At 65.4% G+C, this 20581-nt stretch carries 20 protein-coding genes; 8 read left to right on the plus strand and 12 right to left on the minus strand.

What is annotated here, in order from left to right; all coding sequences use genetic code 11:
* Positions 1–118 precede the first annotated feature (118 nt).
* Complete coding sequence (locus CLN94_RS00695) at positions 119–1498, plus strand: TolC family outer membrane protein (RefSeq protein ID WP_096429992.1); 1380 nt, start codon at positions 119–121, stop codon at positions 1496–1498.
* A gap of 119 nt (positions 1499–1617) precedes the next feature.
* Complete coding sequence (locus CLN94_RS00700; RefSeq protein WP_096429994.1) at positions 1618–2556, plus strand: hypothetical protein; 939 nt, start codon at positions 1618–1620, stop codon at positions 2554–2556.
* Between the two features lie 89 nt (positions 2557–2645).
* Here CLN94_RS00700 and CLN94_RS00705 read toward each other — a convergent pair whose 3' ends face one another.
* The 3 genes from CLN94_RS00705 to CLN94_RS00715 all read right to left on the minus strand — a co-directional run bounded on the left by CLN94_RS00705 (position 2646) and on the right by CLN94_RS00715 (position 5799).
* Complete coding sequence (locus CLN94_RS00705) at positions 2646–2966, minus strand: DUF6280 family protein (RefSeq protein WP_096429996.1); 321 nt, start codon at positions 2964–2966, stop codon at positions 2646–2648.
* Positions 2967–3228: 262 nt separating this feature from the next.
* Positions 3229–3993 carry a CAF17-like 4Fe-4S cluster assembly/insertion protein YgfZ gene (gene ygfZ / locus CLN94_RS00710; RefSeq protein ID WP_096429998.1) on the minus strand — a complete coding sequence of 255 codons (765 nt, stop codon included), beginning with the start codon at positions 3991–3993 and terminating at the stop codon, positions 3229–3231.
* 63 nt (positions 3994–4056) lie between these two features.
* Entirely contained in the window at positions 4057–5799 is a 1743-nt protein-coding gene (locus CLN94_RS00715) for an ABC transporter ATP-binding protein (protein WP_425439429.1), read from the minus strand.
* A 154-nt stretch (positions 5800–5953) separates the two neighbouring features.
* Here CLN94_RS00715 and CLN94_RS00720 point away from each other — a divergent pair, with 154 nt between their 5' ends.
* The gene (locus tag CLN94_RS00720) at positions 5954–7159 is read left to right on the plus strand and encodes a pyridoxal-phosphate-dependent aminotransferase family protein (protein WP_096430000.1); all 1206 of its coding nucleotides are present in this window, start codon (positions 5954–5956) and stop codon (positions 7157–7159) included.
* Between the two features lie 7 nt (positions 7160–7166).
* Here the strand turns inward: CLN94_RS00720 and CLN94_RS00725 are convergent, their stop codons facing one another.
* The 3 genes from CLN94_RS00725 to CLN94_RS00735 form a co-directional block, all read right to left on the minus strand.
* A complete protein-coding gene (locus CLN94_RS00725) occupies positions 7167–7352 on the minus strand; it encodes a hypothetical protein (protein ID WP_096430002.1) in 186 nt (61 codons plus the stop codon).
* 108 nt (positions 7353–7460) lie between these two features.
* Entirely contained in the window at positions 7461–7853 is a 393-nt protein-coding gene (locus tag CLN94_RS00730; protein WP_096430004.1) for a DUF6858 family protein, read from the minus strand.
* A gap of 59 nt (positions 7854–7912) precedes the next feature.
* The gene (locus tag CLN94_RS00735; protein WP_096430006.1) at positions 7913–9031 is read right to left on the minus strand and encodes a pyridoxal phosphate-dependent aminotransferase; all 1119 of its coding nucleotides are present in this window, start codon (positions 9029–9031) and stop codon (positions 7913–7915) included.
* 120 nt (positions 9032–9151) lie between these two features.
* Here CLN94_RS00735 and CLN94_RS00740 point away from each other — a divergent pair, with 120 nt between their 5' ends.
* Complete coding sequence (locus tag CLN94_RS00740; protein ID WP_096430008.1) at positions 9152–9937, plus strand: crotonase/enoyl-CoA hydratase family protein; 786 nt, start codon at positions 9152–9154, stop codon at positions 9935–9937.
* Between the two features lie 79 nt (positions 9938–10016).
* Here CLN94_RS00740 and CLN94_RS00745 read toward each other — a convergent pair whose 3' ends face one another.
* The 3 genes from CLN94_RS00745 to CLN94_RS00755 all read right to left on the minus strand — a co-directional run bounded on the left by CLN94_RS00745 (position 10017) and on the right by CLN94_RS00755 (position 14025).
* On the minus strand, positions 10017–10352 hold the full coding sequence (locus tag CLN94_RS00745) for a DnaJ family domain-containing protein (protein WP_096430010.1): 336 nt from the start codon (positions 10350–10352) through the stop codon (positions 10017–10019).
* Positions 10352–13438 carry a valine--tRNA ligase gene (locus tag CLN94_RS00750; protein WP_096430012.1) on the minus strand — a complete coding sequence of 1029 codons (3087 nt, stop codon included), beginning with the start codon at positions 13436–13438 and terminating at the stop codon, positions 10352–10354. Before CLN94_RS00750 ends, CLN94_RS00745 begins: the two co-directional genes overlap by 1 nt.
* Positions 13439–13593: 155 nt before the next feature.
* Positions 13594–14025: an Lrp/AsnC family transcriptional regulator gene (locus CLN94_RS00755; RefSeq protein WP_096430014.1), complete on the minus strand. Its 432-nt coding sequence runs from the start codon at positions 14023–14025 to the stop codon at positions 13594–13596.
* Positions 14026–14250: 225 nt separating this feature from the next.
* Between CLN94_RS00755 and CLN94_RS00760 the strand changes: the two genes are divergently transcribed.
* Both CLN94_RS00760 and CLN94_RS00765 read left to right on the plus strand, forming a co-directional pair.
* The gene (locus CLN94_RS00760) at positions 14251–15396 is read left to right on the plus strand and encodes a type III PLP-dependent enzyme (protein WP_096430016.1); all 1146 of its coding nucleotides are present in this window, start codon (positions 14251–14253) and stop codon (positions 15394–15396) included.
* A 128-nt stretch (positions 15397–15524) separates the two neighbouring features.
* Positions 15525–16706, plus strand: a complete 1182-nt coding sequence (locus CLN94_RS00765; RefSeq protein ID WP_096430018.1) for a DUF2235 domain-containing protein — start codon at positions 15525–15527, stop codon at positions 16704–16706.
* Here CLN94_RS00765 and CLN94_RS00770 read toward each other — a convergent pair.
* The 3 genes from CLN94_RS00770 to metF all read right to left on the minus strand — a co-directional run bounded on the left by CLN94_RS00770 (position 16605) and on the right by metF (position 18679).
* On the minus strand, positions 16605–17099 hold the full coding sequence (locus CLN94_RS00770; RefSeq protein ID WP_096430020.1) for a PaaI family thioesterase: 495 nt from the start codon (positions 17097–17099) through the stop codon (positions 16605–16607). The genes CLN94_RS00765 and CLN94_RS00770 overlap by 102 nt on opposite strands.
* Positions 17100–17172: 73 nt before the next feature.
* A complete protein-coding gene (locus CLN94_RS00775) occupies positions 17173–17649 on the minus strand; it encodes a hypothetical protein (RefSeq protein ID WP_143598853.1) in 477 nt (158 codons plus the stop codon).
* Between the two features lie 163 nt (positions 17650–17812).
* A complete protein-coding gene (gene metF / locus CLN94_RS00780) occupies positions 17813–18679 on the minus strand; it encodes a methylenetetrahydrofolate reductase [NAD(P)H] (protein ID WP_096430688.1) in 867 nt (288 codons plus the stop codon).
* Between the two features lie 92 nt (positions 18680–18771).
* Between metF and CLN94_RS00785 the strand changes: the two genes are divergently transcribed.
* Both CLN94_RS00785 and CLN94_RS00790 read left to right on the plus strand, forming a co-directional pair.
* The gene (locus CLN94_RS00785; RefSeq protein ID WP_096430024.1) at positions 18772–19677 is read left to right on the plus strand and encodes a LysR family transcriptional regulator; all 906 of its coding nucleotides are present in this window, start codon (positions 18772–18774) and stop codon (positions 19675–19677) included.
* 61 nt (positions 19678–19738) lie between these two features.
* Positions 19739–20530, plus strand: coding sequence for an inositol monophosphatase family protein (locus tag CLN94_RS00790; RefSeq protein WP_096430026.1), 792 nt, complete (start codon positions 19739–19741; stop codon positions 20528–20530).
* Positions 20531–20581: the final 51 nt, after the last annotated feature.

The following is a 20581-nucleotide window of genomic DNA, read 5'->3' on the forward strand; positions in this document are numbered from 1 at the left end:
GGCTTGCCTTCCCTGCCTCGTATCGGCAGTATTGAATGTGAACCGCGCGGTTTGCCCGCGTGGAAGGTGCCCTGCCGAAGAAGCGGGGCGCTTTCGCAAATAACCGAGGATGGCAGGCATGATTCGCAATTCCATTAAACCGTATCTGTTCGCGGTCGCGGCGACGCTCACGGCAATTCTTCCGCCGGTCTCTGCAAGCGCCGAGACGCTGGCGGATGCACTGGCTGCGGCCTATCGCAACTCGAACCTGCTTGAGCAGAACCGCGCGACTCTCCGCGCCGCCGACGAAGACGTGGCCGACGCGGTTTCGTCGCTGCGCCCGGTGGTCAGCTGGGTCGCGAAGGCCGTCCACACCGATTATCAGGCCAATGTGCCCACCGAAAACCTGACCGCGACGCTCTTGCTCAATGCCGAGCTGACGCTTCTGGATTTTGGCAAGTCGCGCACCTCGATCGACATCGCCAAGGAATCGGTTCTGGCGACGCGCGCAGCCCTTGTCGGGGTCGAGCAGAATGTGCTTCTGGCCGCGGTTCAGGCCTATGCCGATGTGAAATCCGCCTCCGAGCAGGTCGCGATCAACCAGAACTCGGTGCGCGTGTTGGCCGAAGAGCTGAAAGCCACCAAAGACCGTTTCGAGGTGGGCGAAGTGACCCGCACCGACGTGTCGCTGGCCGAGGCGCAGGTCGCGGCCGCGCGGGCGAAACTGGCTGCGGCACGGGGCGCGCTTTCGGTCGCGCGTGAGGCCTACAAGGCCGCGACGGGCCATTACCCGCAATCGCTCGCTGGCTTCCCCAAGGTGCCGAACCTGCCGCGTTCGCTTGATGCCGCCCGCGCCACGGCGCTGCAGGCGCATCCCTCGATCAAGCAGGCCCAGCATCTCGTCAGCGTGTCCGAGCTGCAGATGAAGCTGGCCGCGAAAAGCCGACTGCCCTCGGTGACCGGCTCGGTCGTCGTGGGTGTGCCCGAGGGCGGCAACAACAACTACGCGCAGGCGACGGTTCAGGCCTCGCAGGCGATCTATTCGGGTGGGGCTTTGTCGGCGGCGCATCGCAAGGCCGTGGCCGGGCGCGACGCGTCGCGGGCGGGTCTCAACGAGGCTTCGGTCTCGGTGGTCGAGGCGGTGTCCAACGTCTGGTCGTCGCTCGATATCTACCGCGCGCAGATCAACGCCTATGACGAGCAGGTCCGCGCGGCGCGCATCGCCTATGACGGCGTGAAGGAAGAAGCGACGCTGGGCGCCCGCACGACGCTTGATGTGCTCGATGCGGAACAGACCCTGCTGGATGCCCAGGCCTCGCGCATTGATGCCGAAGCCGCGCTGCAAGTAGCGAATTATCAACTTTTGGCCGCTATGGGTCTGTTGACGGTAGAAAACCTGAACCTCGGGATCCCGACCTATGACCCGACCGCTTATTACAACGCGGTGCGCACGGCGCCCTACACCAGCACGCAGGGCAAAAGCCTTGATCGCGTGCTGCGGGCGATCGGCAAGGAATAAGGTCGCTACGGAGCGGGCGGTTGATCGGTTCGCCCGCCCCGGCCTGTTCGGGGTCTGCCGCGAAAATCTCCAAGCCGGGGCTGGACTTGCGTGCGCCCTGACAGCAGGATGGGGGCATCATGTCTGAACCCGGAACCAACGCGCAAATCGAAGATGTACTGACGTCGATCCGGCGGCTGGTGTCGCAGGATGCGGCGTCGCAGCCGACGGGGGCGATCCACCGCGCGGCTCCTGCGCCGCGTCCGGAAAAGGCTGCGGAGCCTGACGCTGCCCTGCTGCTGACGCCCGCGCAGCGTATTGAGGCGCCTTTGGTGCGGGATGTCGCAGAGGCGTCCGAGCGCGCGCCTGCCGCGCCGCCGAAATCCGAGGTTCTGATTCTGCGCCCGGCTCCGGATCTGGGCGAGGAACTCTCGCGTCTCGAAACCACGATCGCCGAGATGGAAGCGGCGGTTGTCGCCTCGGACGGGGAGTTTGAGCCCGAGCAAGGCGATCCCTTCGAGCCGGAAGGGGCGGCCCCGCTGGAAGAGCTGCCGGAGCAGTTCGATGCGACGGTATTTACCCCGCAAGCCGAGGATCATGCAGAGGCCGTGCCGTCGGCGGAGGCCCTGCAGGATTTGAACGATAAAGTCTTGGAGCAGGTTGCTGCCGAGGTGACCGAAGCACTCGCGCCCGCAGTGGTTCCGGATGCCGAGGCCGAGCTCGCAGCCTGGGAGGCGGATCTGACCGCAGAAGTCGCGGCCGTCGATGTTGCGCCGGAACCCGGCGTCTGGCCCGGCCTGACCGAGGCGCGCATGGTCGCAGCGGTGAGCCCTGCCACGGCGCAAGGCGCTGCGGAGGCCGGCTTCAACAGCACCAGAGGTCACACGGGGGCCGAGACCGAGGCGGCGTCGGCCGCACTGTCGGCGGTGCCGCCGATGAATGAGGCGGAACTGCGCGCCCTCATCGCCGAGATCGTTCGTCAGGAACTTCAGGGAACGCTGGGTGAGCGGATTACCCGCAATGTGCGCAAGCTGGTGCGGCGCGAAATTCATCGGGCTCTGGGTTCCGAAGAAAGCTAGGGCAGCGGCGCCGAGCGACGGAGCGCAATATACAAAACAAACGGCGCGCCAACTGGCGCGCCGTTTGTTTGTCAGAAAGCGTTAAGCTCTCAGGCGGCTTCGGCCTCTTCCGCGGCCAGCCGACGTTCGCTCTCTTCGCGCGACAGGGCAACCGAGGTGCGGACGCCTTTCGAGACGAACTCCATCAGCCCCTTCACGACGCGCTCGTTCGGATCGATGCCGGCGCAGGACAGCACTTCACGGCCGTCGCGCGACCGCGCCCAACGCGCGATTTGCTCGGGACCGTTGCCGTATTTCTTGTCGTCGGCGATCGCATCGTCCAGAGCCGCAAGCACCACGGCAGCAAAAAGCTTCCGCGCGCGTTGACCCTGTTCGTAGTTGAAGGCGGAGCCGTCAACGAAATCACGCATGAATTCCGTCCTTTATTCTTGCTCTTGAAGGTGGCGTGCAGGGCAACTAAGGCTTTTCACGACCGATTCGATATGCCCCCAGAGTCATGCCTGCCATGATCTGGGCGCATGGCTTGTTTCCCGTGCTACTTTATTTGTTCTCCCCAACCGGGCAGACAGACGAGATTTAGACGCCCTCCCCCGTATTTCAAGGGTTTCAGGCGTATCTTTCCGAACTGACCCTAGGATAGGTAAATTCGGGATTTACCAGATGCGACAGTCATTATGACGCAAATGTGAACTGCGCGGGCAGGCTTACTGCGGCCTCGCCCGCCCGCAGGGTTCCCTGCGCCTTGTCAAAACGCAGATGCGCGAGCCCCTTGCCCTGTGCCTGCGTGTAAAGCGTACCGATTTCGCGCCAGTCGTCGCCCAGCTGAACCTCGATCGGGGAGCCGACGGGTACCGCCTCCGAGACCTCGACGCGGGCCAGGCCTTTGCGCAGCTCCGTCTTGTGCTTCATGCGGGCGGTAACTTCCTGACCGACATAACAACCCTTTCGGAAATCGACACCGTGCAGGGCCTCGAAGCCAGCTTCGAGGATATAGGTCTCGGGCGTCAGCTCGATCCCGGTCTCGGGAATGCAATGCGCGACGCGGAGCGCGTCCCAGTCGCTGCCGTCATCGCCCGCCGTCTCGCCGTAGAGCCGCCAGCCAAGATCGGGGTGGCGCGGGTCGGGCAGGGCGCCTTCGGGCACCGGGCCGGTGCCGCGATAGACCTGCAAGGCCGAAGGCGTGATCGTCACCTCGGCGCGCAGCTTGTACATCGAGAGCCGCTTGACCGTGGCCTCGGCGATGGTCGCGTCGATATCCAGCAGGATCGTTTCGCCCCGCGGCACGAGGAAGAAGTCGGCCAGATACTTGCCCTGCGGCGTCAGCAGTGCGGCATAGATCGGCCCCTCCGCCAGCTTGCGGACATCGTTCGTCACCAGCCCCTGAAGGAAATGCTCCCGGTCGTTGCCCGAAATTTCATAGATCGCGCGCGTGCTCATGGGCGCCTCCTGTCCTGTTCGGAACCGATATAGGGCGACCAGGCGGTGGCGACCAGCCTGCGGCTAGTCGACCAGCTGCATCCGGCAAAGCTGCGCATAGGCGCCACCGGCGGCAAGCAGGCTGTCATGGGTGCCTTCCTCGACCACGCGGCCTTCGGTGATCACCACGATCTTGTCGGCATTGCGCACGGTGGAGAGGCGATGCGCGATGACCAGCGTGGTGTGCCCCTTGCGCAGGGTCTCCAGCGCCTCGGCCACGCGCGCCTCCGAAGTCGTGTCGAGCGCCGAGGTCGCCTCGTCCAGCAAAAGGACGGGCGCATCGCGCAGCAGCGCGCGGGCGATGGCGACGCGTTGGCGCTGCCCGCCCGAGAGGGCCGAGCCGCGCGGCCCGGCGGCGGTTTCGAGCCCGGCCGGAAGCTGGGCGACGAAATCGCTTAGATGCGCGGCCTCGATCACGGCTGCGACATGTTCGGCCGAGACATCGGTGCGGCCCAGAACGATATTCTCGCGGATGGTTTCGTCGAAGAGCGCCGCGTCCTGCGAGACCGAAGCAAAGCGTGCACGCAGCTCGGCCAAGTCGAGATCCTGCAGCGCGGTGCCGCCCAGCGTGATCCGTCCGGAATCCGGGTCGATCATCCGCGTGAGCAGATTGAAAACCGTGCTTTTGCCCGCGCCCGAGGGGCCGACCAGCGCAGTCGTCTGCCCCGCCTCGGCGGTAAAGCTGAGGCCGCGCAGCACCGGCGTGTCGCCATAGGACAGGCGCACATCTTCGAGCCGGATCTCGGAGCTGGCGGGCATCGGTTTCGGTGTGGCGGGCGAGGTGACCGAGGGCTTCGTGTCCATCAGCCCGTAGATCCGCTCAAGGCTGGCTGCCGCCGACTGCCACGAGCCAGAGATATTGCCGAGCCTGCGCAGCGGCTGGAAGGCGAGCGACAGCGCGGTGAAGAACGACATGAATTCGCCCACCGTGCGCTCGCCCGAGATGATCTGATGGCCGCTGAGCGCGAGCACGATGAAAAAGCCAAGCCCGGTCACGATATCGACCAGCGCCGGGATCGCCGCGTTGGACGCCGCCATCTTGATCTGCGACACCCGCACCGCGCGCACGATCCGCGCGAAACGACCGACCTGATAATCCTCAAGCCGGTTCAGCTTGATCGCGTTGACGCCGTGGAACATCTCGTCGAGATGGGTGGCGCGGTCGCTCGATTGCGCGCGCATCTGGCGGGTTTTCTTGCGGATATAGCGCTGCGCCATGATTGCGGGCGCGATCAGCAGCGGTACACCGACCAGCGCGGCCAGCGTCCAGAGCGGGTCGATCGAGAGCGCCACCCCGAACAGCGCGATCAGCGCGATCGCATCGCGTCCACCGCCGGTGATGAACACCTGCCAGGTGCCCTGGACGGCGGCGGTATCGCCTTGCAGCCGCTCAATCAGCGCGCCGGGCGGGTTGGCCAGAAAGAAGGATTGATCGAGCCGCAGCACATGCGCCAGCAGGTCGACCTGCATCGCCGAGGACGAACCCAGCGAGATATTGGTCATCACCGTGCGCGAGGCGATCGAGGTCACCGCCCGGATCAGGAACAGCCCGAAGATGCCTGCGCCGACCCAGAGCACCAGATCGCCGCGCCCGCCGGTAAACACCTTGTCGAACAGGGGCTCCAGCAGCCAGCTCAGCGCGCCCAGCGTCGAGCCTTCGATCACCATCAGCAACAACGCCAGCGCCATCATCCAGCGATGCGGGCGCAGGTAGTCACGCCAGAGCCGGCCAAGCAGCATGCGGGAGGAGGCAGGGCTATGTGCCACAGGGAGCCTGTTTCTTGGGCGCAAGGCGCGCGGTTTCACCGGGTCTAGCGCGAATGGCAGGGCCTGCGCAAGCCGCGCCACCGTGCCCGATTGACCGCGCTGGCGCCGGGTTTTACCGATAGGTCAAATCAATGCAGCCCTCAGGAGCAAACGGATGCCTCTTTCCCACGGTCGGCCCTATCTTGCCATTCCCGGCCCCTCGGTGATGCCCGACCGGGTGCTGCGCGCGATGCACCGCGCCTCGCCCAATATCTACGCGGGCGAGCTGGTCGAGGTGACCGCGCGGGTGGTGGCGGACCTGCGCCGGGTGGCCTGCACCACCGGCCATGTAGCGATCTACATGGCGAACGGGCATGGCGCCTGGGAGGCCTCGATCGCCAATATGTTTTCACGCGGGGACAAGGCTTTGGTGCTGGTGACCGGCCGTTTCGGCGCGCAATGGTCGCTGCATGCCCGCGCGATGGGCGTCGAGACGCAAGAGATCGACTTCGGCACCGCCTCGCCCGCAGACCCGGCGCGGCTTGAGGCCGCTTTGCGCGCCGACACGCGCCATGAAATTCGTGCCGTTCTGGTCAGCCATGTCGATACCGCCACCTCGGTGTGCAACGATATCGCCGCGATCCGGGCGGCTATGGATGCGGCGGGGCATCCGGCGCTTTTGGCGGTGGACGGTGTGGCGTCGCTGGGCTGCGATCCGTTCCATATGGACGATTGGGGCGTCGATGTTTTCGTATCGGCCAGCCAGAAGGGGCTGATGGTGCCACCGGGGCTGGGCTTTGTCTGGTTCTCCGACAAGGCGCTTGAGGCGGGCCGGAAATCCGATCTGCGCACGCCTTACTGGGATTGGACCGCGCGCGCCCTGCCGCAGATGTTCTATCAGCATTTCGGTGGCACGGCGCCGACGCATCACCTCTATGGGCTGTCGGAATCGCTGCCGATGATCCTTGACGAAGAGGGGCTGTCGGCGACCTGGGATCGGCATGCGACGCTGGCGCGGGCGGTCTGGGCGGCCTTCGACGCGTGGTCTCAAGAGGGAGATATCGCGCTCAATGTGCCCGATCCGGCCTATCGCGCGCATTGCGTGACGGCGGTGCGGATCGGGGATGGCGGGGCGGGGCGGCTGCGCCAGTGGTGCGAAGAGGTGGCCGGTGTGACCCTTGGTATCGGGCTCGGCATGGTGCCTTTTGGCGACCCGCGCGAAGGTGATTTCCTGCGCGTGGCACATATGGGCCATGTGAACGCCCATATGACGCTGGGCGTTCTGGGGGTGATGGAGGCCGGGATGCAGGCGCTGAGGATCCCGCATGGCCGGGGCGGCATCGCGGCGGCGGCGGGTGCGCTGGCGGTGTCGGCCTCGTAACGCGCGCCTAGATCTGCGCGAGCCTCTCGCTCCAGTCGATCATCCAGCGGGCTTCGGCGTTTGGCGCGCCCGAGATGGTCTCGGCGGCCTGCATCCGCACATGCTGAGTCCGGGGCGAATAGGCCCCGGCGAGCAAAGCATAGGCCAAGGGGCTAAGGGTCGCGGCGCGGCGGGCGCGGGCGTTGCGGGTCATGTGTCGTCTCCCTGACTGTTCGGTCAGAGGATGGGCATGCACGCCCCGAACGACAAATCACCGATGGGAGAGCCGCTTGTGATCGGCGGCTCTCCGCAAGATCGGGGCTCAGGCCTTGTCGGCCAGCGCCTTGCACCAGGCTTCCATTTCCTTGGTCGCCACTTCCATCGGCGGTTCAAGGAAGGTCAGGTGGAACGCATCGCCCATGTCGGCCACGCCGATCGCGCGCGGGCGCACGGCCAGAACATGCGGATTGGGCAGGGCGATGCCAAAGCAGAACACGATGTTCTTGGCGTCGCGGATGCCTTCGGCCACGGTGCCGCCGATCGACTGGGTATGCGCGTAATGGTTGAAGGTGGCGATATAGGCGACCTTGGGATGGGCGTCGATCTTCGCCTTCAGAGCGGAGATCACCGCGTCGACATCGGCGCAAGAGGTCTCGGCCTTGGGCAGGGTCAGGTCGAAAACCGGGTATTTTTCCATCAAGAGCGATTGTTTCATCGGGCGTGTCCTGTTTCGGGTAAGTGATGTGTCCTGCTTGCCGCGATGCGGCGGCGGGTTCAACGCGACGAAGCGGCGCGGGCGCGGGCCAGCGCGCGCGGCAGCGCCTCGGCCAGAATCTCCAGCTCGGGCTCGGGCGCGCAGGAGATGCGGATACAGCGGTTCAGCGGCGCGACGCCCGGCATGCGTACGAACACACCCTCGTCGGTCAGCGCCTCAAGGACCGCGCGGGCGAAATCACCATCGCCACCGCAATCGACCGCGACGAAATTCGTGGCCGAAGACAGGGGCGTCAGCCCGTTCTCGCGCGCGATTGCCCCGATCTTGTCGCGCGCCGCCCCGATCAGCCGCTGCATATAGGCCGCCCAGGTCCGGTCCTGCAGCGCCGCCAGCGCGCCTGCCTGCGAGATCCGGCTCATGCCGAAATGGTTGCGGACCTTGTCGAAGGCGCGGATCAGATCGGGCGCGCCGATCGCATAGCCCACGCGCGCGCCGGCCATCCCATGTGCCTTGGAAAAGGTCCGCATCCGGATCACCCGCGGGTCCGAGGGCGCGATCAAAGGGGCCGTGCCCTCGGGCGCCATCTCGATATAGGCCTCGTCCAGCACCAGAAGGCTGCCCTCGGGCACCGCCTCGATCATCGCGGCAATCGTCTCGGCCGGGTGATGCGAGCCCATCGGATTGTCGGGATTGGCGATGTAGATCAGCTTGGGGGCAACCTCGCGCGCCTTCGCGATCAGGGCCTCGGGGTTTTCGTGATCGCCCGCATAGGGTACGCGGTGCAGCACGCCGCCAAAGCCCTCGACATGAAAGCTAAACGTCGGATAGGCGCCCGCCGAGGTCACCACCGCATCGCCCGGCCCCACCATCAGCCGCACGAGATAGCCCAGAAGCCCGTCGATCCCTTCGCCGACCACGATATTCTCGGCCGCGCAGCCGTGATGCGCCGCCAGTGCGGCACGCAGATCGTGGTTTTCCGGGTCGCCGTATTTCCACGCCTCGCCCGCCGCCGCCGCCATCGCGGCAATCGCGTGGGGGCTCGGGCCGAAGCCGTTCTCGTTCGCGCCGAGGCGTGCGCGAAAGGCCTGGCCGCGCGCGCGTTCCTGCGCCTCCGGCCCGACGAAGGGCACGGTTGCGGGAAGGCTTGCGGCGAGGGGCGTGAAACGGGGTCCGGTCATGCCTCTTGGCTAGGGCGAAACCCGTGGTCTGGCAAGGCGGTTTCGTCGCGTCACGGCGGCGCAGAGGGCCTTCGGCCGCAGCGCCACGCGCGCTAGTCTGGCCCAAATCAGGAGGAAACCATGACCCGCGTTCACACCGAGATCACCGAAGGCATCGCCACCGTCACGCTGTCGCGCCCCGACAAGATGAATGCCGTCGACATGAAGATGATCGACGCGGTTCTTGAGGCGGGTACGGCGCTGGCCGCGCGAGATGACCTGCGCGCGGTGGTTCTGGCGGGCGAGGGGCGCGCCTTTTGCGCCGGGCTCGACGTGATGAGCTTCGCGCAGCTGGCCGCGGGCGACCCCGAGGCGCTGATCATGCCGCGCGAATTTGGCGATGCAAACCGGTTTCAGCAATTCTCGCTGATCTGGCGCGACCTGCCCGTGCCGGTGATCGCGGCCTTGCACGGCGTGGCCTTTGGCGCGGGGTTTCAGCTGGCGCTCGGCGCCTGCATGCGGATTGCGGCGCCCGGCACGAGGTTGGCGGTGATGGAGATGAAATGGGGGCTGATCCCGGACATGGGCGGCATGGTCACCCTGCCCGAACTGGCTCGCGCCGACGTGATCCGTCGCATGACCTACACCGCCGAAGAGGTGCTGGCCGAGCAGGCGCTGGACTGGGGGCTGGTGACCGAGATCGCCGAAGACCCGCTGGCCCGCGCGCAGGAGCTGGCCCGTGCTATCGCTGGCCGCAGCCCGTCTGCGATCCGCGCCGCGAAACGGCTGGTCACGCGGGCCTTCAATGGCACCCGCGCCGATGTGCTGCTGGCCGAGAGTCGCGAACAGACCGACCTGATCGGCAAGCCCGACCAGATGGAGGTGATCGCCGCCAACATGGCGGGCCGCGCGCCGGTTTTCGGTTGAGGGATCTCGCGTATTTGGACCAAGAAGAAGCAGGGGTTTCTTCTTGGCGAAAATACGCCTGCCTGCGTTCGCCGCCAGGCTAGCCCTTGAGGAACTTGCGCCGCGCTTCCTCGGCGATCGCCTGTTTCATCATCAGCTCGGAGAGGCGCGCCATCGCCGCCTTCTCGCCCTCGGTGCCCCGCACTGCGGCGAGCTGGGCGCGCGCTTCCTCGACCTGCTTCTTCAGCACGATCTCCTCGGGGAGCACGCCCGCCGCCGCCATCATGCGAAAGCCCACCGCCTCGCCCGCGCTCAGATGTGCCTCCCCGGAGCGGTCGGGGAGGGGTTTGCCCTCCCCTTCGAGATGCTCGAGCTGGCCCTCGGCGCGTGCCTTGAGCATCCTCCGCTCCGCCATCCGCTCAAGCGAGCCCGCCATCAGCCGAGTTCCGCCAGGCGTTTCACCGCATCGGTGACCTTGCCGGCCTCTTCCTCTTTCAGGGCGAGTTGATCGCGGGTTTCCGTGACCACCTCTTCATCGGCTTTTTCCAGGAATTTCGGGTTCGACAGGCGCCCTTTCAGCCCGCCGATTTCCTTTTCCATCTTGGCCAGCGCCTTTTCGAGCCGCGCCTTTTCCGCGCCGATGTCGATCACGCCTTCGAGCGGCAGGCCAAACAGCGCGCCGGGCGCGGGCACCGAGATCGCGCCTTTCGGCACGGCGGTTTCGGTGATGCTGTCGATCCGCGCGAGGCGGAAGATCAGCGCCTCGTTGCGCGCCAGCGCCGCGCGCGCGGCGTCATCGGCCTCGGCCAGCACCATCGGCAGCTTCAGCCCCACCGGCACGCCCATCTGCGTGCGCGAAGACCGGATCGTCTCGATCAGCTCGATCACCCAGTTCATCTCGCGGTCGGCCTCGGCGTCGATCAGATCGCTGCCGTAGACGGGCCAGTCGGCATGCACCAGCATCTTGGCGCGCGCGCCCTCGGACGCGGTCAGATCCCAGAGCTCTTCGGTGATGAAGGGCATGATCGGGTGCAAGAGGATGTAGCACTGGTCAAGCACCCAGCGCATGGTTTCGCGGGTCTCGGCGGCGTCCTCGGTATCGAAAAGCGGTTTCGCGAATTCGACATACCAGTCGCAGACCTTGCCCCAGACAAAGCCGTAAAGCGCCTGCGCCGCCTCATTGAAACGGTAGCTTTCAAAGGCCGCGTCCACCGCCTCGCGCACGCGGGCGGTTTCGCCGATGATCCACTTGTTCACGGTATGGTTGGGCTGCGGAATGCCCGCCACCGGCGCGCCTTCAAAGACGCCGTTCATTTCGGCGAAGCGCGTGGCGTTCCAGATCTTGGTGCCGAAGTTGCGATAGCCGGCGATGCGGTCTTTCGAGAGTTTCAGCACGCCACCCAGCGCCGCCATCGAGGTGTTGGTGAAGCGCAGCGCGTCGGCGCCGTATTCGTCGATGATTTCCAGCGGGTCGATCACATTGCCCGCGGTTTTCGACATTTTCTTGCCCTTCTCGTCGCGCACGAGCTGGTGCAGGTAGACGGTGTGGAAGGGGATCTGGTCGGTCACGGCGAGCTGCATCATCATCATCCGCGCCACCCAGAAGAACAGGATGTCGAAGCCGGTGACGAGCACATCGGTGGGGAAGTATTTCGAGGTGCTCTCGTCCCAGTTCGGCCAGCCGAGCGTGCCGATCGGCCAGAGGCCGGACGAGAACCAGGTGTCGAGCACGTCGGGGTCGCGGTAGATTTTCAGAGAGCGACCGTCTTGGGAGATTACCCAAGGCCGCGAGTCTTCCAGTCGCTCGGCTGTTGTGCCGGTGACGCGCTCGATAATGCCGCTGCTTTTTTCGTGCGCAGAGAGCGCACCATCGCGGTCCAACTCTTCGATTGCTGCGAAGCTCTTACCTTTGGCGGCGTAGTAGTCGGCTGCACTTTTTCTAGCTTCTTCGAAACTGCTTGCGCAGAACGGCTGGTTCTCACCGAAAACCAGTTTCCCATCATCATCAAATTTCGGCCCATACCACACCGGGATCTGGTGACCCCACCAGAGCTGGCGCGAGATGCACCAGGGCTCGATGTTTTCCAGCCAGTGGTAATAGGTCTTCTCGCCCGCCTCGGGCAGGATCACGGTATCGCCGTTGCGCACCGCGTCCAGCGCCTTGCCGACGATCTTCTCGGCATCGACATACCATTGGTCGGTCAGCATCGGCTCGATCACCACCTTCGAGCGGTCGCCGAAGGGCTGCATGATCGGTTTGTTCTCGACATAGGGCACGAGGGTTTCAACTTCGTTGCCCTCGTCGTCCTTGACCATTTCCGTGGTCATCACCGCGAGACCCTCGGCGTTGATCTGGGCGACCACGGCCTTGCGGGCCTCGAACCGGTCAAGGCCGCGCAGTTCCTCGGGGATCAGGTTGAGCGTGTCGATCTCGGCCTCGGTGAACTCCGCGCCCTTCGAGATTTCCATCGCGCGCGCGGCGCAGTCTTCGTAGCTCGCGCCATCGGCGCGCATATGGCCGCGGGTGTCCATCAGGCGATACATCGGCAGGTTGCCGCGCTTGGCCACCTGATAGTCGTTGAAATCATGCGCGCCGGTGATCTTCACCGCGCCCGAGCCAAAGGTCGGGTCCGGGTATTCATCGGTGATGATCGGGATCAGGCGGCGATGCTCTTTCGGGCCCACCGGGATTTCGCAGAGCATGCCGACGATGGGCGCATAGCGTTCGTCCGTCGGGTGCACCGCCACCGCGCCATCGCCCAGCATGGTTTCGGGCCGCGTGGTCGCGATCGAGATATAGTCGCGCGTCTCGCGCAGGGTCACATTCCCGTCTTCGTCTTTCTCGACATATTCATAGGTGGCCCCACCCGCGAGCGGGTATTTGAAGTGCCACATATGGCCCGCGACTTCGATATTCTCGACCTCGAGGTCGGAAATCGCGGTCTCGAAATGGGGGTCCCAGTTCACCAGCCGCTTGCCGCGATAGATCAGGCCCTTGTTATACATCTCCACAAAGACCTTAATCACGGCATCGTGGAAATTGCCCTCTTCGCCAGCGGGGGCACCCGGCGCCCCCGACATGGTGAAGGCGTTGCGCGACCAGTCGCAGCTGGAGCCAAGGCGCTTGAGCTGGTTGATGATGGTCGAGCCGTATTTGCCCTTCCATTCCCAGACCTTCTCAAGAAAGGCCTCGCGGCCCATCTCGGTGCGCTTGGGCTGGCCGGTTTTCGCCAGCTCGCGTTCGACCATCAGCTGGGTCGCGATGCCCGCGTGGTCCTGTCCGGGCTGCCAGAGCGTGTCGAAGCCGCGCATCCGGTGCCAGCGCACGAGGATGTCCTGAATGGTGTTGTTGAAGGCGTGGCCCACATGCAGCGCGCCGGTGACGTTGGGCGGCGGGATCATCACGCAGAAGGTGTCCTCGCGCGAGGCATTGGCGCCGGCCTTGAAGGCGCCGGCCTCTTCCCATTTCGCGTAGATCCGCGCCTCGGCATCCTGCGCGTTGAAAGTCTTGTCCATCGTCATCGGTCTGGTCCCTTATCGGCTTGGCGCTGTTTAGCGCGCGCGCCCTGCAAGGAAAAGCCTTTCCGGCTGCGAATGCGGGGGCAGGAGGGGGCGCTGCCCCCTCTGCGCGTGCCGCGCATTCACCCCCGGAGTATTTGCGGGCTCGATGAAGGGGGTCAGACGGCGCGATCGAGCTTGGTCGTGAGGTGGATCAGGCTTTCGGAATTCTGCACGCCGGGCAGGCCGCCGACCTCGTCGAGCACCTTGTCGAGCTGTTGCGTGGAGTTTGCCGCGACCTGCAGCAAGAGGTCGACGCGGCCCGAGGTGGTCGAGACCCGCTCGATCTCGGGGATGGATTTGAGGCGGGCAAGAATGGCGGGCTGGGATTTGAGGTCGATCTCCAGCAACACGGTCGCGCGCAGCCGCCCCGCGCGCGCCGCCTCGCCGAGTTTCACGGTGTAGCCCGCGATCACGCCCGAGGTTTCGAGCCGCTCCAGCCGGGCCTGCACGGTCGAGCGCGCGACCTTGAGCCGGCGCGCCATCGTCGCCAGCGAAATCCGTGCATCCCCCGACAGGAGGCCGAGAAGGGCGCGATCGAGTTCATCCATGCGGCACCTTGCAAAATGACCGGGTATTTCGTTATTGTAACGAGATTTCGCGTCGTTTTTGTTCTTTCGTTCAGTGCATTTGTGCCGCATATGCCGAAGAATGAAAAGACAGGAAAAGGGCGGCTCATACGTACCTTCCCTGGGATTGGATAAACCGCGTAAGCGCTTTCCCAACCCGGCACGGGGCAAGAGGTGGCTGCCACTCATTGGGCAAGGAGCACGCCAATGGGACTGTCGAAGACCATCTGGTCGAACCCGGTCGAATTGATCCGCGCCAAGCGGCCCGAACACCCCGTTCTGGTCTGTGCGCCCACGGTTCTGCAGGCCAGCGCGCGCCGGTTCCTGAAAGGGTTTCCGGGGCTGGTGACCTATGCGGTCAAGTCGAACCCCGAGGAGATGGTGATCCAGAACCTCGTTGCGGCGGGCATTCGCGGCTTCGACGTGGCCTCGTCCGCCGAGATCGAACTGGTCTCGCGGCTCGCGCCGGGGGCGGCGCTGCATTACCACAACCCCGTGCGCTCGCGCGCCGAGATCGCCTTTGCGGTGTCGAAAGGGGTCAAGACCTGGTCGGTCGATTCGATCTCGGAGCTGGAGAAGCTGATTGAACTCGTCCCCGCCGAGGGGCGCGAGATTTCGGTGCGCTTCAAGCTGCCGGTGGCGGGCGCGGCCTATAACTTCGGCGCGAAATTCGGCGCGACCGCCGAGCTGGCGGCGGTGCTCCTGTCGCGGGCGGCGGCGGCGGGGTTCATTCCCTCGCTCACCTTCCATCCGGGCACGCAATGCGTCGATCCCTCCGCCTGGGAGACCTATATCCGCAGTGCCGCCGAGATCTGCCGCAATGCGGGCGTGCGCGCGGCGCGGCTGAATGTGGGGGGCGGGTTTCCGAACCACCGTACGGTCGGGCCGGCGCCGGCGCTTGAGGAGATCTTTGCGCTGATCGACCGTGTTGCGACCGAGGCTTTTGGCGCGGATCGTCCGGCGCTGGTCTGTGAGCCGGGGCGCGGCCTTGTCGGCGATTCCTGCAGCCTGGTCACCCGCGTGAAGGCGCTGCGCGATGGCCAGCATGTGTTCCTGAATGACGGGGTGTATGGCGCGCTGGCCGAGCTGCCGCTGATCGGCAATATCGACCGCATCGAGGTTTATTCGCCCGAGGGCGCGCGCCGCATCGGCGAGGTGCTGCCGCGCATCGTCTTTGGCCCGACCTGCGATTCGGTCGACCGGCTGCCCGGTGAGCTGCCGCTGCCCGAAGACCTGCGCGAGGATGATTTCATCGTATTCCGCGCGATGGGCGCCTATTCGACGGCGACCAACACCCGCTTCAACGGCTTCGGCCAGCTTGAAATCGCCACCGCGCTGAGCCTCGGCGCCTGACCTCGCCAAGCTTTGATGAAAACGCCATAATTTCGGTAAGGATGCTGCTGTATACTGGCAGGGTCCTTTTTCTTTGCGGGCGGTCGGATGGCTGAATGCGCGTCACGTCGCCGCCGAGGAGGGCCACGATGCGGGGCCTGATCGAGCGGCTTTCGCTGGCGCTGCGGCGGCGCTTGCCCGGTTGGGCTGTGCCGCCTGCGCCCAGCCCGCGACTGGGGCGTGAGCCGCTGGATCATGTGATCTTGCTCGACGGCACGCTTGGGTCGCTGAAGCCCGGGCAGATGACCTCGATCGGGTTGATCTATCGGTTCTTGCGCAGCGCCCATCCGCGGGCCTCGCTGTATTATGGCAAGGGGCTGCAATGGCGCGAGTGGCGCGAGCTCTCCGAGCTGTGGTTCGGCTGGGGGGTCGAGGCGCAGATCGAGCGCGCCTATGGATGGCTGGCCTCGCGCTACCGGCCCGGCGACCGGATTTTCATCATCGGCTATTCGCGGGGCGCCTTTGCGGCGCGTTCGCTGGCGGGGATGATCGGGCGGGTCGGGCTGCTGACTGCCGAGGCCGCGATCGAGCGCAACGTGCGCAGCGCCTGGCGGCTTTATCAGGGCACCGCGCAGGCGCAGGGGGCGGAGGCGTTTCATCGCGCGCTGTGCCATCCCGACTGCCCGATCGAGTTTGTCGGCGTCTTCGACACGGTGATGGGGCTGGGGTTCCAGCTGCCGGTTCTCTGGATGCTCTCCGAGCCGCGCTATCGTTTCCATGACCACCATCTGGGCGCGCATGTGCGCCACGGCTGCCAGGCGTTGGCGCTTGATGAAACCCGCTCGATCTTCGAACCGCTGATCTGGGAGAGCGAGGCCACCGCCGCGGGCCGGATCGAGCAATGCTGGTTTCGCGGCACGCATGGCGACATTGGCGGGCAGCTTGTTGATTTCGAAGAGGCGCGGCCTTTGGCGAACATCCCGCTGGTCTGGATGCTTGAACGGGCGCAGGCGGCGGGGCTTGATCTGCCGGAAGGCTGGGCGGCGGCTTTCCCGACCGATCCCGGGGCGCCTTCGATCGGGTCGTGGCGGCGCTTCGGCAAGATGTTCCTGCTGCGTGCGCCGCGCGTGGTGGGGCGCGATGCCTCGGAATGCCTGCACCCCAGCGTGCCCGAGACCTATCGCAAACGCCTGACGCGGCGGTTGCGAGCGGCCTCGCCGCCGGACGGCTCAGTCGAGGGGCGCGCCCATGACGAAGCACGTGGCCGATCCGGTCGCGTAGAGGCGACCGTCCTGCACGCCGCGGATCTCACCGCGCGCGACCCCGGTTGACCGGCCGAGGTGGTCGATCTCTCCGATGCCGATGACCTCGGCGCCCAGCGGAATCGCCCGGATCATGTTGATCTTGTATTCGAGCGTCGTCTGATACTGTCCGCGCGGCAGGCCGGTGATGATCGCGCAGGTCATGCAGGTGTCGAGCACCGCCCCGTACCAGCCGCCATGCACCCCGCCAAAGGCGTTGGTCTGTTCGTGGCCGGGGCAGCCCAGCACCTCGACGCGGCCCGCCTCGGCCTTGGAAACGCGGTAGTTCAACGACCGCGCAAGCGTCGTCGTCGGCACTTCTCCGTCCACAAGCTTCTGCATGAACTGCAGCCCGGTCATCTCGCGCAGCTGGTCGAGCGTAAGGAAATCTGACGGGCCGTCGGCGAAAAACGGATCGGGCATATGGGGTCCTTTCGTGGTCAGGCCCTAAGTTATCGCCGTGGTTCGGAAAGGAAAGAGGGAAGCTGGGGGGCGGTTAGCCGTCGAAAAACCCGCCAAAGAGATCGCCCAGGCTATCGCGCAGCGCATAGATGATCGACGAAATCAGGAGGGCGCCGACGACCAGCATGACGGTCCAGGCAAAAAGCTGAAAGCCAACGGCCAGACCGCCCAATGCGATCCCGGACAGAGCGGCCGGTTTATGCTCGTTGCGGATGATCGAGGCGACGCCGATGACGATGGCAATGCCGGCCAACACGCCGACGCCGATGTTGAGGTAGTCGTCAATATCCCGCGCGGGCGCCATCGGCGCGGGTTGCGGTTTGCCCGCCACCGAGCGTGCGGCGGATTTCGCGATGTCGGCGGCAAGCTCTCCAAGGCTGACCCCCGCGCTTTGCTGGGGGGCGAATGGCCCCGCCCAGAACACCACGATCGTCAAAATGAGAGCTGCTGCGCCGGTGAAGAAGCCGATCCATCCGAAAGGGGAGCTTTGGGGGGCACCTACGTCGGACATGCGTCTCACTCCTTTGCTACATCGAGAAACTGGCTACCCGGTCAGGGTCTCATAAACTTCGCGATGTGGCAACGCGACCCGGATCGCCGATGTTTCCGCCTGACCGGCGCAAGAGAAAAGGGGCCCGATTGGGCCCCTCCGCTCAGTTCGATGCGCTGGTTCTTCACGCCACGTTTTCCAGCACGACATCGGGCGTCACGCCCAGCGCATGGCAGACGTCGCGGGTCAGGCCCGGGCGGTTCAGCGTGTAGAAATGCAGGTCTTCGACGCCACCCGCGATCAGGTCGTCGCAGAGTTCCGTGCACAGCGCCGTCGACAGCAGTTGCTCGCGGTCGTCGCGGATCGCGGCCTCATAGGCCTCTTCGACCCAGGTCGGAATCGAGGTGCCGCAGCGGCGCGCGAAGTTCTTGGCGCCCTTCCACGACTGGATCGGCAGGATGCCCGGGATAATTTTCGCGGTGATCCCTTCCTTCACGCAGGCATCGCGGAAGCGGAAGAAGGTGTCGGCCTCGAAGAAGAACTGGGTGATCGCCGACGTCGCGCCCGCCTCGCATTTCCGCTTGAGCCAGCGCACGTCGGCCAGCGTATCGGCGGCCTCGGGGTGCGGCTCGGGGTAAGCGCCGCAGCGCAGGGTGAAGCGGCCATCCTCGGCCAGCCATTCGATCAGCTCGACCGAGCTGGCGAACCCCTCGGGATGGGGCGTGAAGCGCGTCGCGCCTTTCGGCGGGTCGCCGCGCAGCGCCACGATCTCGGTCACGCCGGCCTCGGCATAGGCGTCGATGATCTCTTTGGTCTCGGCGCGGGTCGCTTCGACGCAGGTCAGGTGCGCGGCGACGTTCAGGCCGTAATTCTTGTGGATCGCGCCGACCGCCTCGTGGGTCAGCTTGCGGGTGGTGCCGCCCGCGCCATAGGTGACCGAGACGAAGTTCGGTTTCAGGGGCGCCAGCGCCTGCGCGGTCTCCCACAGCCGGAACGACGCGTCCAGCGTCTGCGGCGGGAAGAATTCGAAGCTGATATTCGGTTTGCTCATGGCGGGCATCCTTTCGTTGAGGCTCTTGTGTCAGAAAGTCGGATGTGAGACAAACTCATAATTCTCACAATGGTTATGAGTCCGGCAACAAGATGCACCTCGAGTTCCGCCATCTGCGCACGATCAAGGCGATTCACGACGCGGGTGGTTTGGCGCGGGCGGCCGATATCCTGCACATCACGCAATCGGCGCTGTCGCATCAGATCAAGGGGCTTGAGGATCAGGCCGGGGTCGAGTTGTTCGTGCGCCGCTCGAAGCCGCTGAAACTCTCGGCGGCGGGGATGAAGCTGTTGCGGCTGGCCGAACGCATCCTGCCCGAGATCGAGGCCACCGAAGAGGAATTCCGGGCGCTCCGCGAGGGCCGCGCCGGGCGGCTGCATATCGCGATCGAGTGTCATGCCTGTTTCGACTGGCTCTTTCCGGTGCTCGAACAGTTCCGCCGCGCCTGGCCCGAGATCGACGTCGATATCCGCCCGGGGCTGGCCTTCAACGCGCTGCCCGCGCTGGAACGCGAAGAGGTGGATCTGGTGATTTCCTCGGACCCAGAACAGATCGCGGGTGTCACCTTCAACCCGCTCTTCGATTACCATCCGACCTTCGTTGCCGCCGCCACCAATCCGCTGGCGCAGAAACCCTTCGTTGTGGCCGAGGATTTTGCCGATCAGACGCTGATTACCTATCCGGTGGATCGTGGTCGCATCGACATCTTTACCAAGCTGCTGACGCCCGCGCGGGTCGAGCCGAGGGCGCATCGCCAGGTCGAGCTGACGGCGGTGATCCTGATGCTGGTGGCCTCGAACCGGGGCGTCGCGGTGCTGCCCGACTGGGTGCTGCGCGAGGTGAAATACCGCCCCGATTACGTCACTCGTCCGGTGACCGAAGGGGGGCTGACCAAGCGTCTCTATGCCGCCACCCGCACCGAGGACGCGACCGAGCCCTTCATGGCGCATTTCCTGCGCTTGGCCCGGACCGAGCCGGTCAAGCTGCAACGCGCCTAAACCTCTTGGAATCCCGCGCCTGCGCGTGTAAGGCACGCGCTTGAACCGAAGGAGCCATCCCATGCAAGGCAGCGCAAACCTCAACCTGATGATCAAGGCCGCTCGCAAGGCCGGCCGTTCGCTGGTCAAGGACTTCCGCGAGGTGGAAAACCTGCAGGTCTCGGCGAAAGGCCCGGGCGATTTCGTCTCGAAGGCCGACCGCGAGGCCGAGCGCATCATCAAGGAAGAGCTGCGCGGCGCCCGCCCGAGCTATGGCTGGCTCGGCGAGGAAACCGGCGAAGAGGCGGGCGAGGACCCGACCCGTCGCTGGATCGTCGATCCGCTCGATGGCACCACCAACTTCCTGCACGGCCTGCCGCATTGGGCGGTCTCGATCGCGCTGGAACACAAGGGCGAAGTGGTTGCCGGCGTGATCTTCGACGCCGCCAAGGATGAGCTCTATTACGCCGAAAAGGGCCTTGGCGCCTATATGAACGAGACCCGCCTGCGTGTTTCGGGTCGGCGCAACATGATCGAGGCGATCTTTGCCACGGGCGTTCCGTTCGGCGGCAAATCGACCCTGCCCGCGACGCTGCAAGACCTCGCGCGGCTGATGCCGCAATGCGCGGGCGTGCGCCGCTTCGGCTCGGCCGCGCTCGATCTGGCCTATGTCGCCGCCGGTCGCTACGACGGCTATTGGGAACGTGGCATCCACGCCTGGGACATGGCCGCGGGGCTGATTCTGGTCAAGGAAGCGGGCGGCTTTATCGGCCCCGTGCGCGAAGGCCGCGAGATTTTCGAAACTGGCTCGGTCATTGCCGCGAATGCGGAACTCTTTGAACCGCTTGGGAAAATCCTGCGCCAGCCGGCCTGATCCGATAGATCGCGCCGGTTTTGGTCGGGGCGACGAAACAAATATAGAACA

The organism is Pseudothioclava arenosa (assembly GCF_002358085.1).
GTDB lineage: Bacteria > Pseudomonadota > Alphaproteobacteria > Rhodobacterales > Rhodobacteraceae > Pseudothioclava > Pseudothioclava arenosa.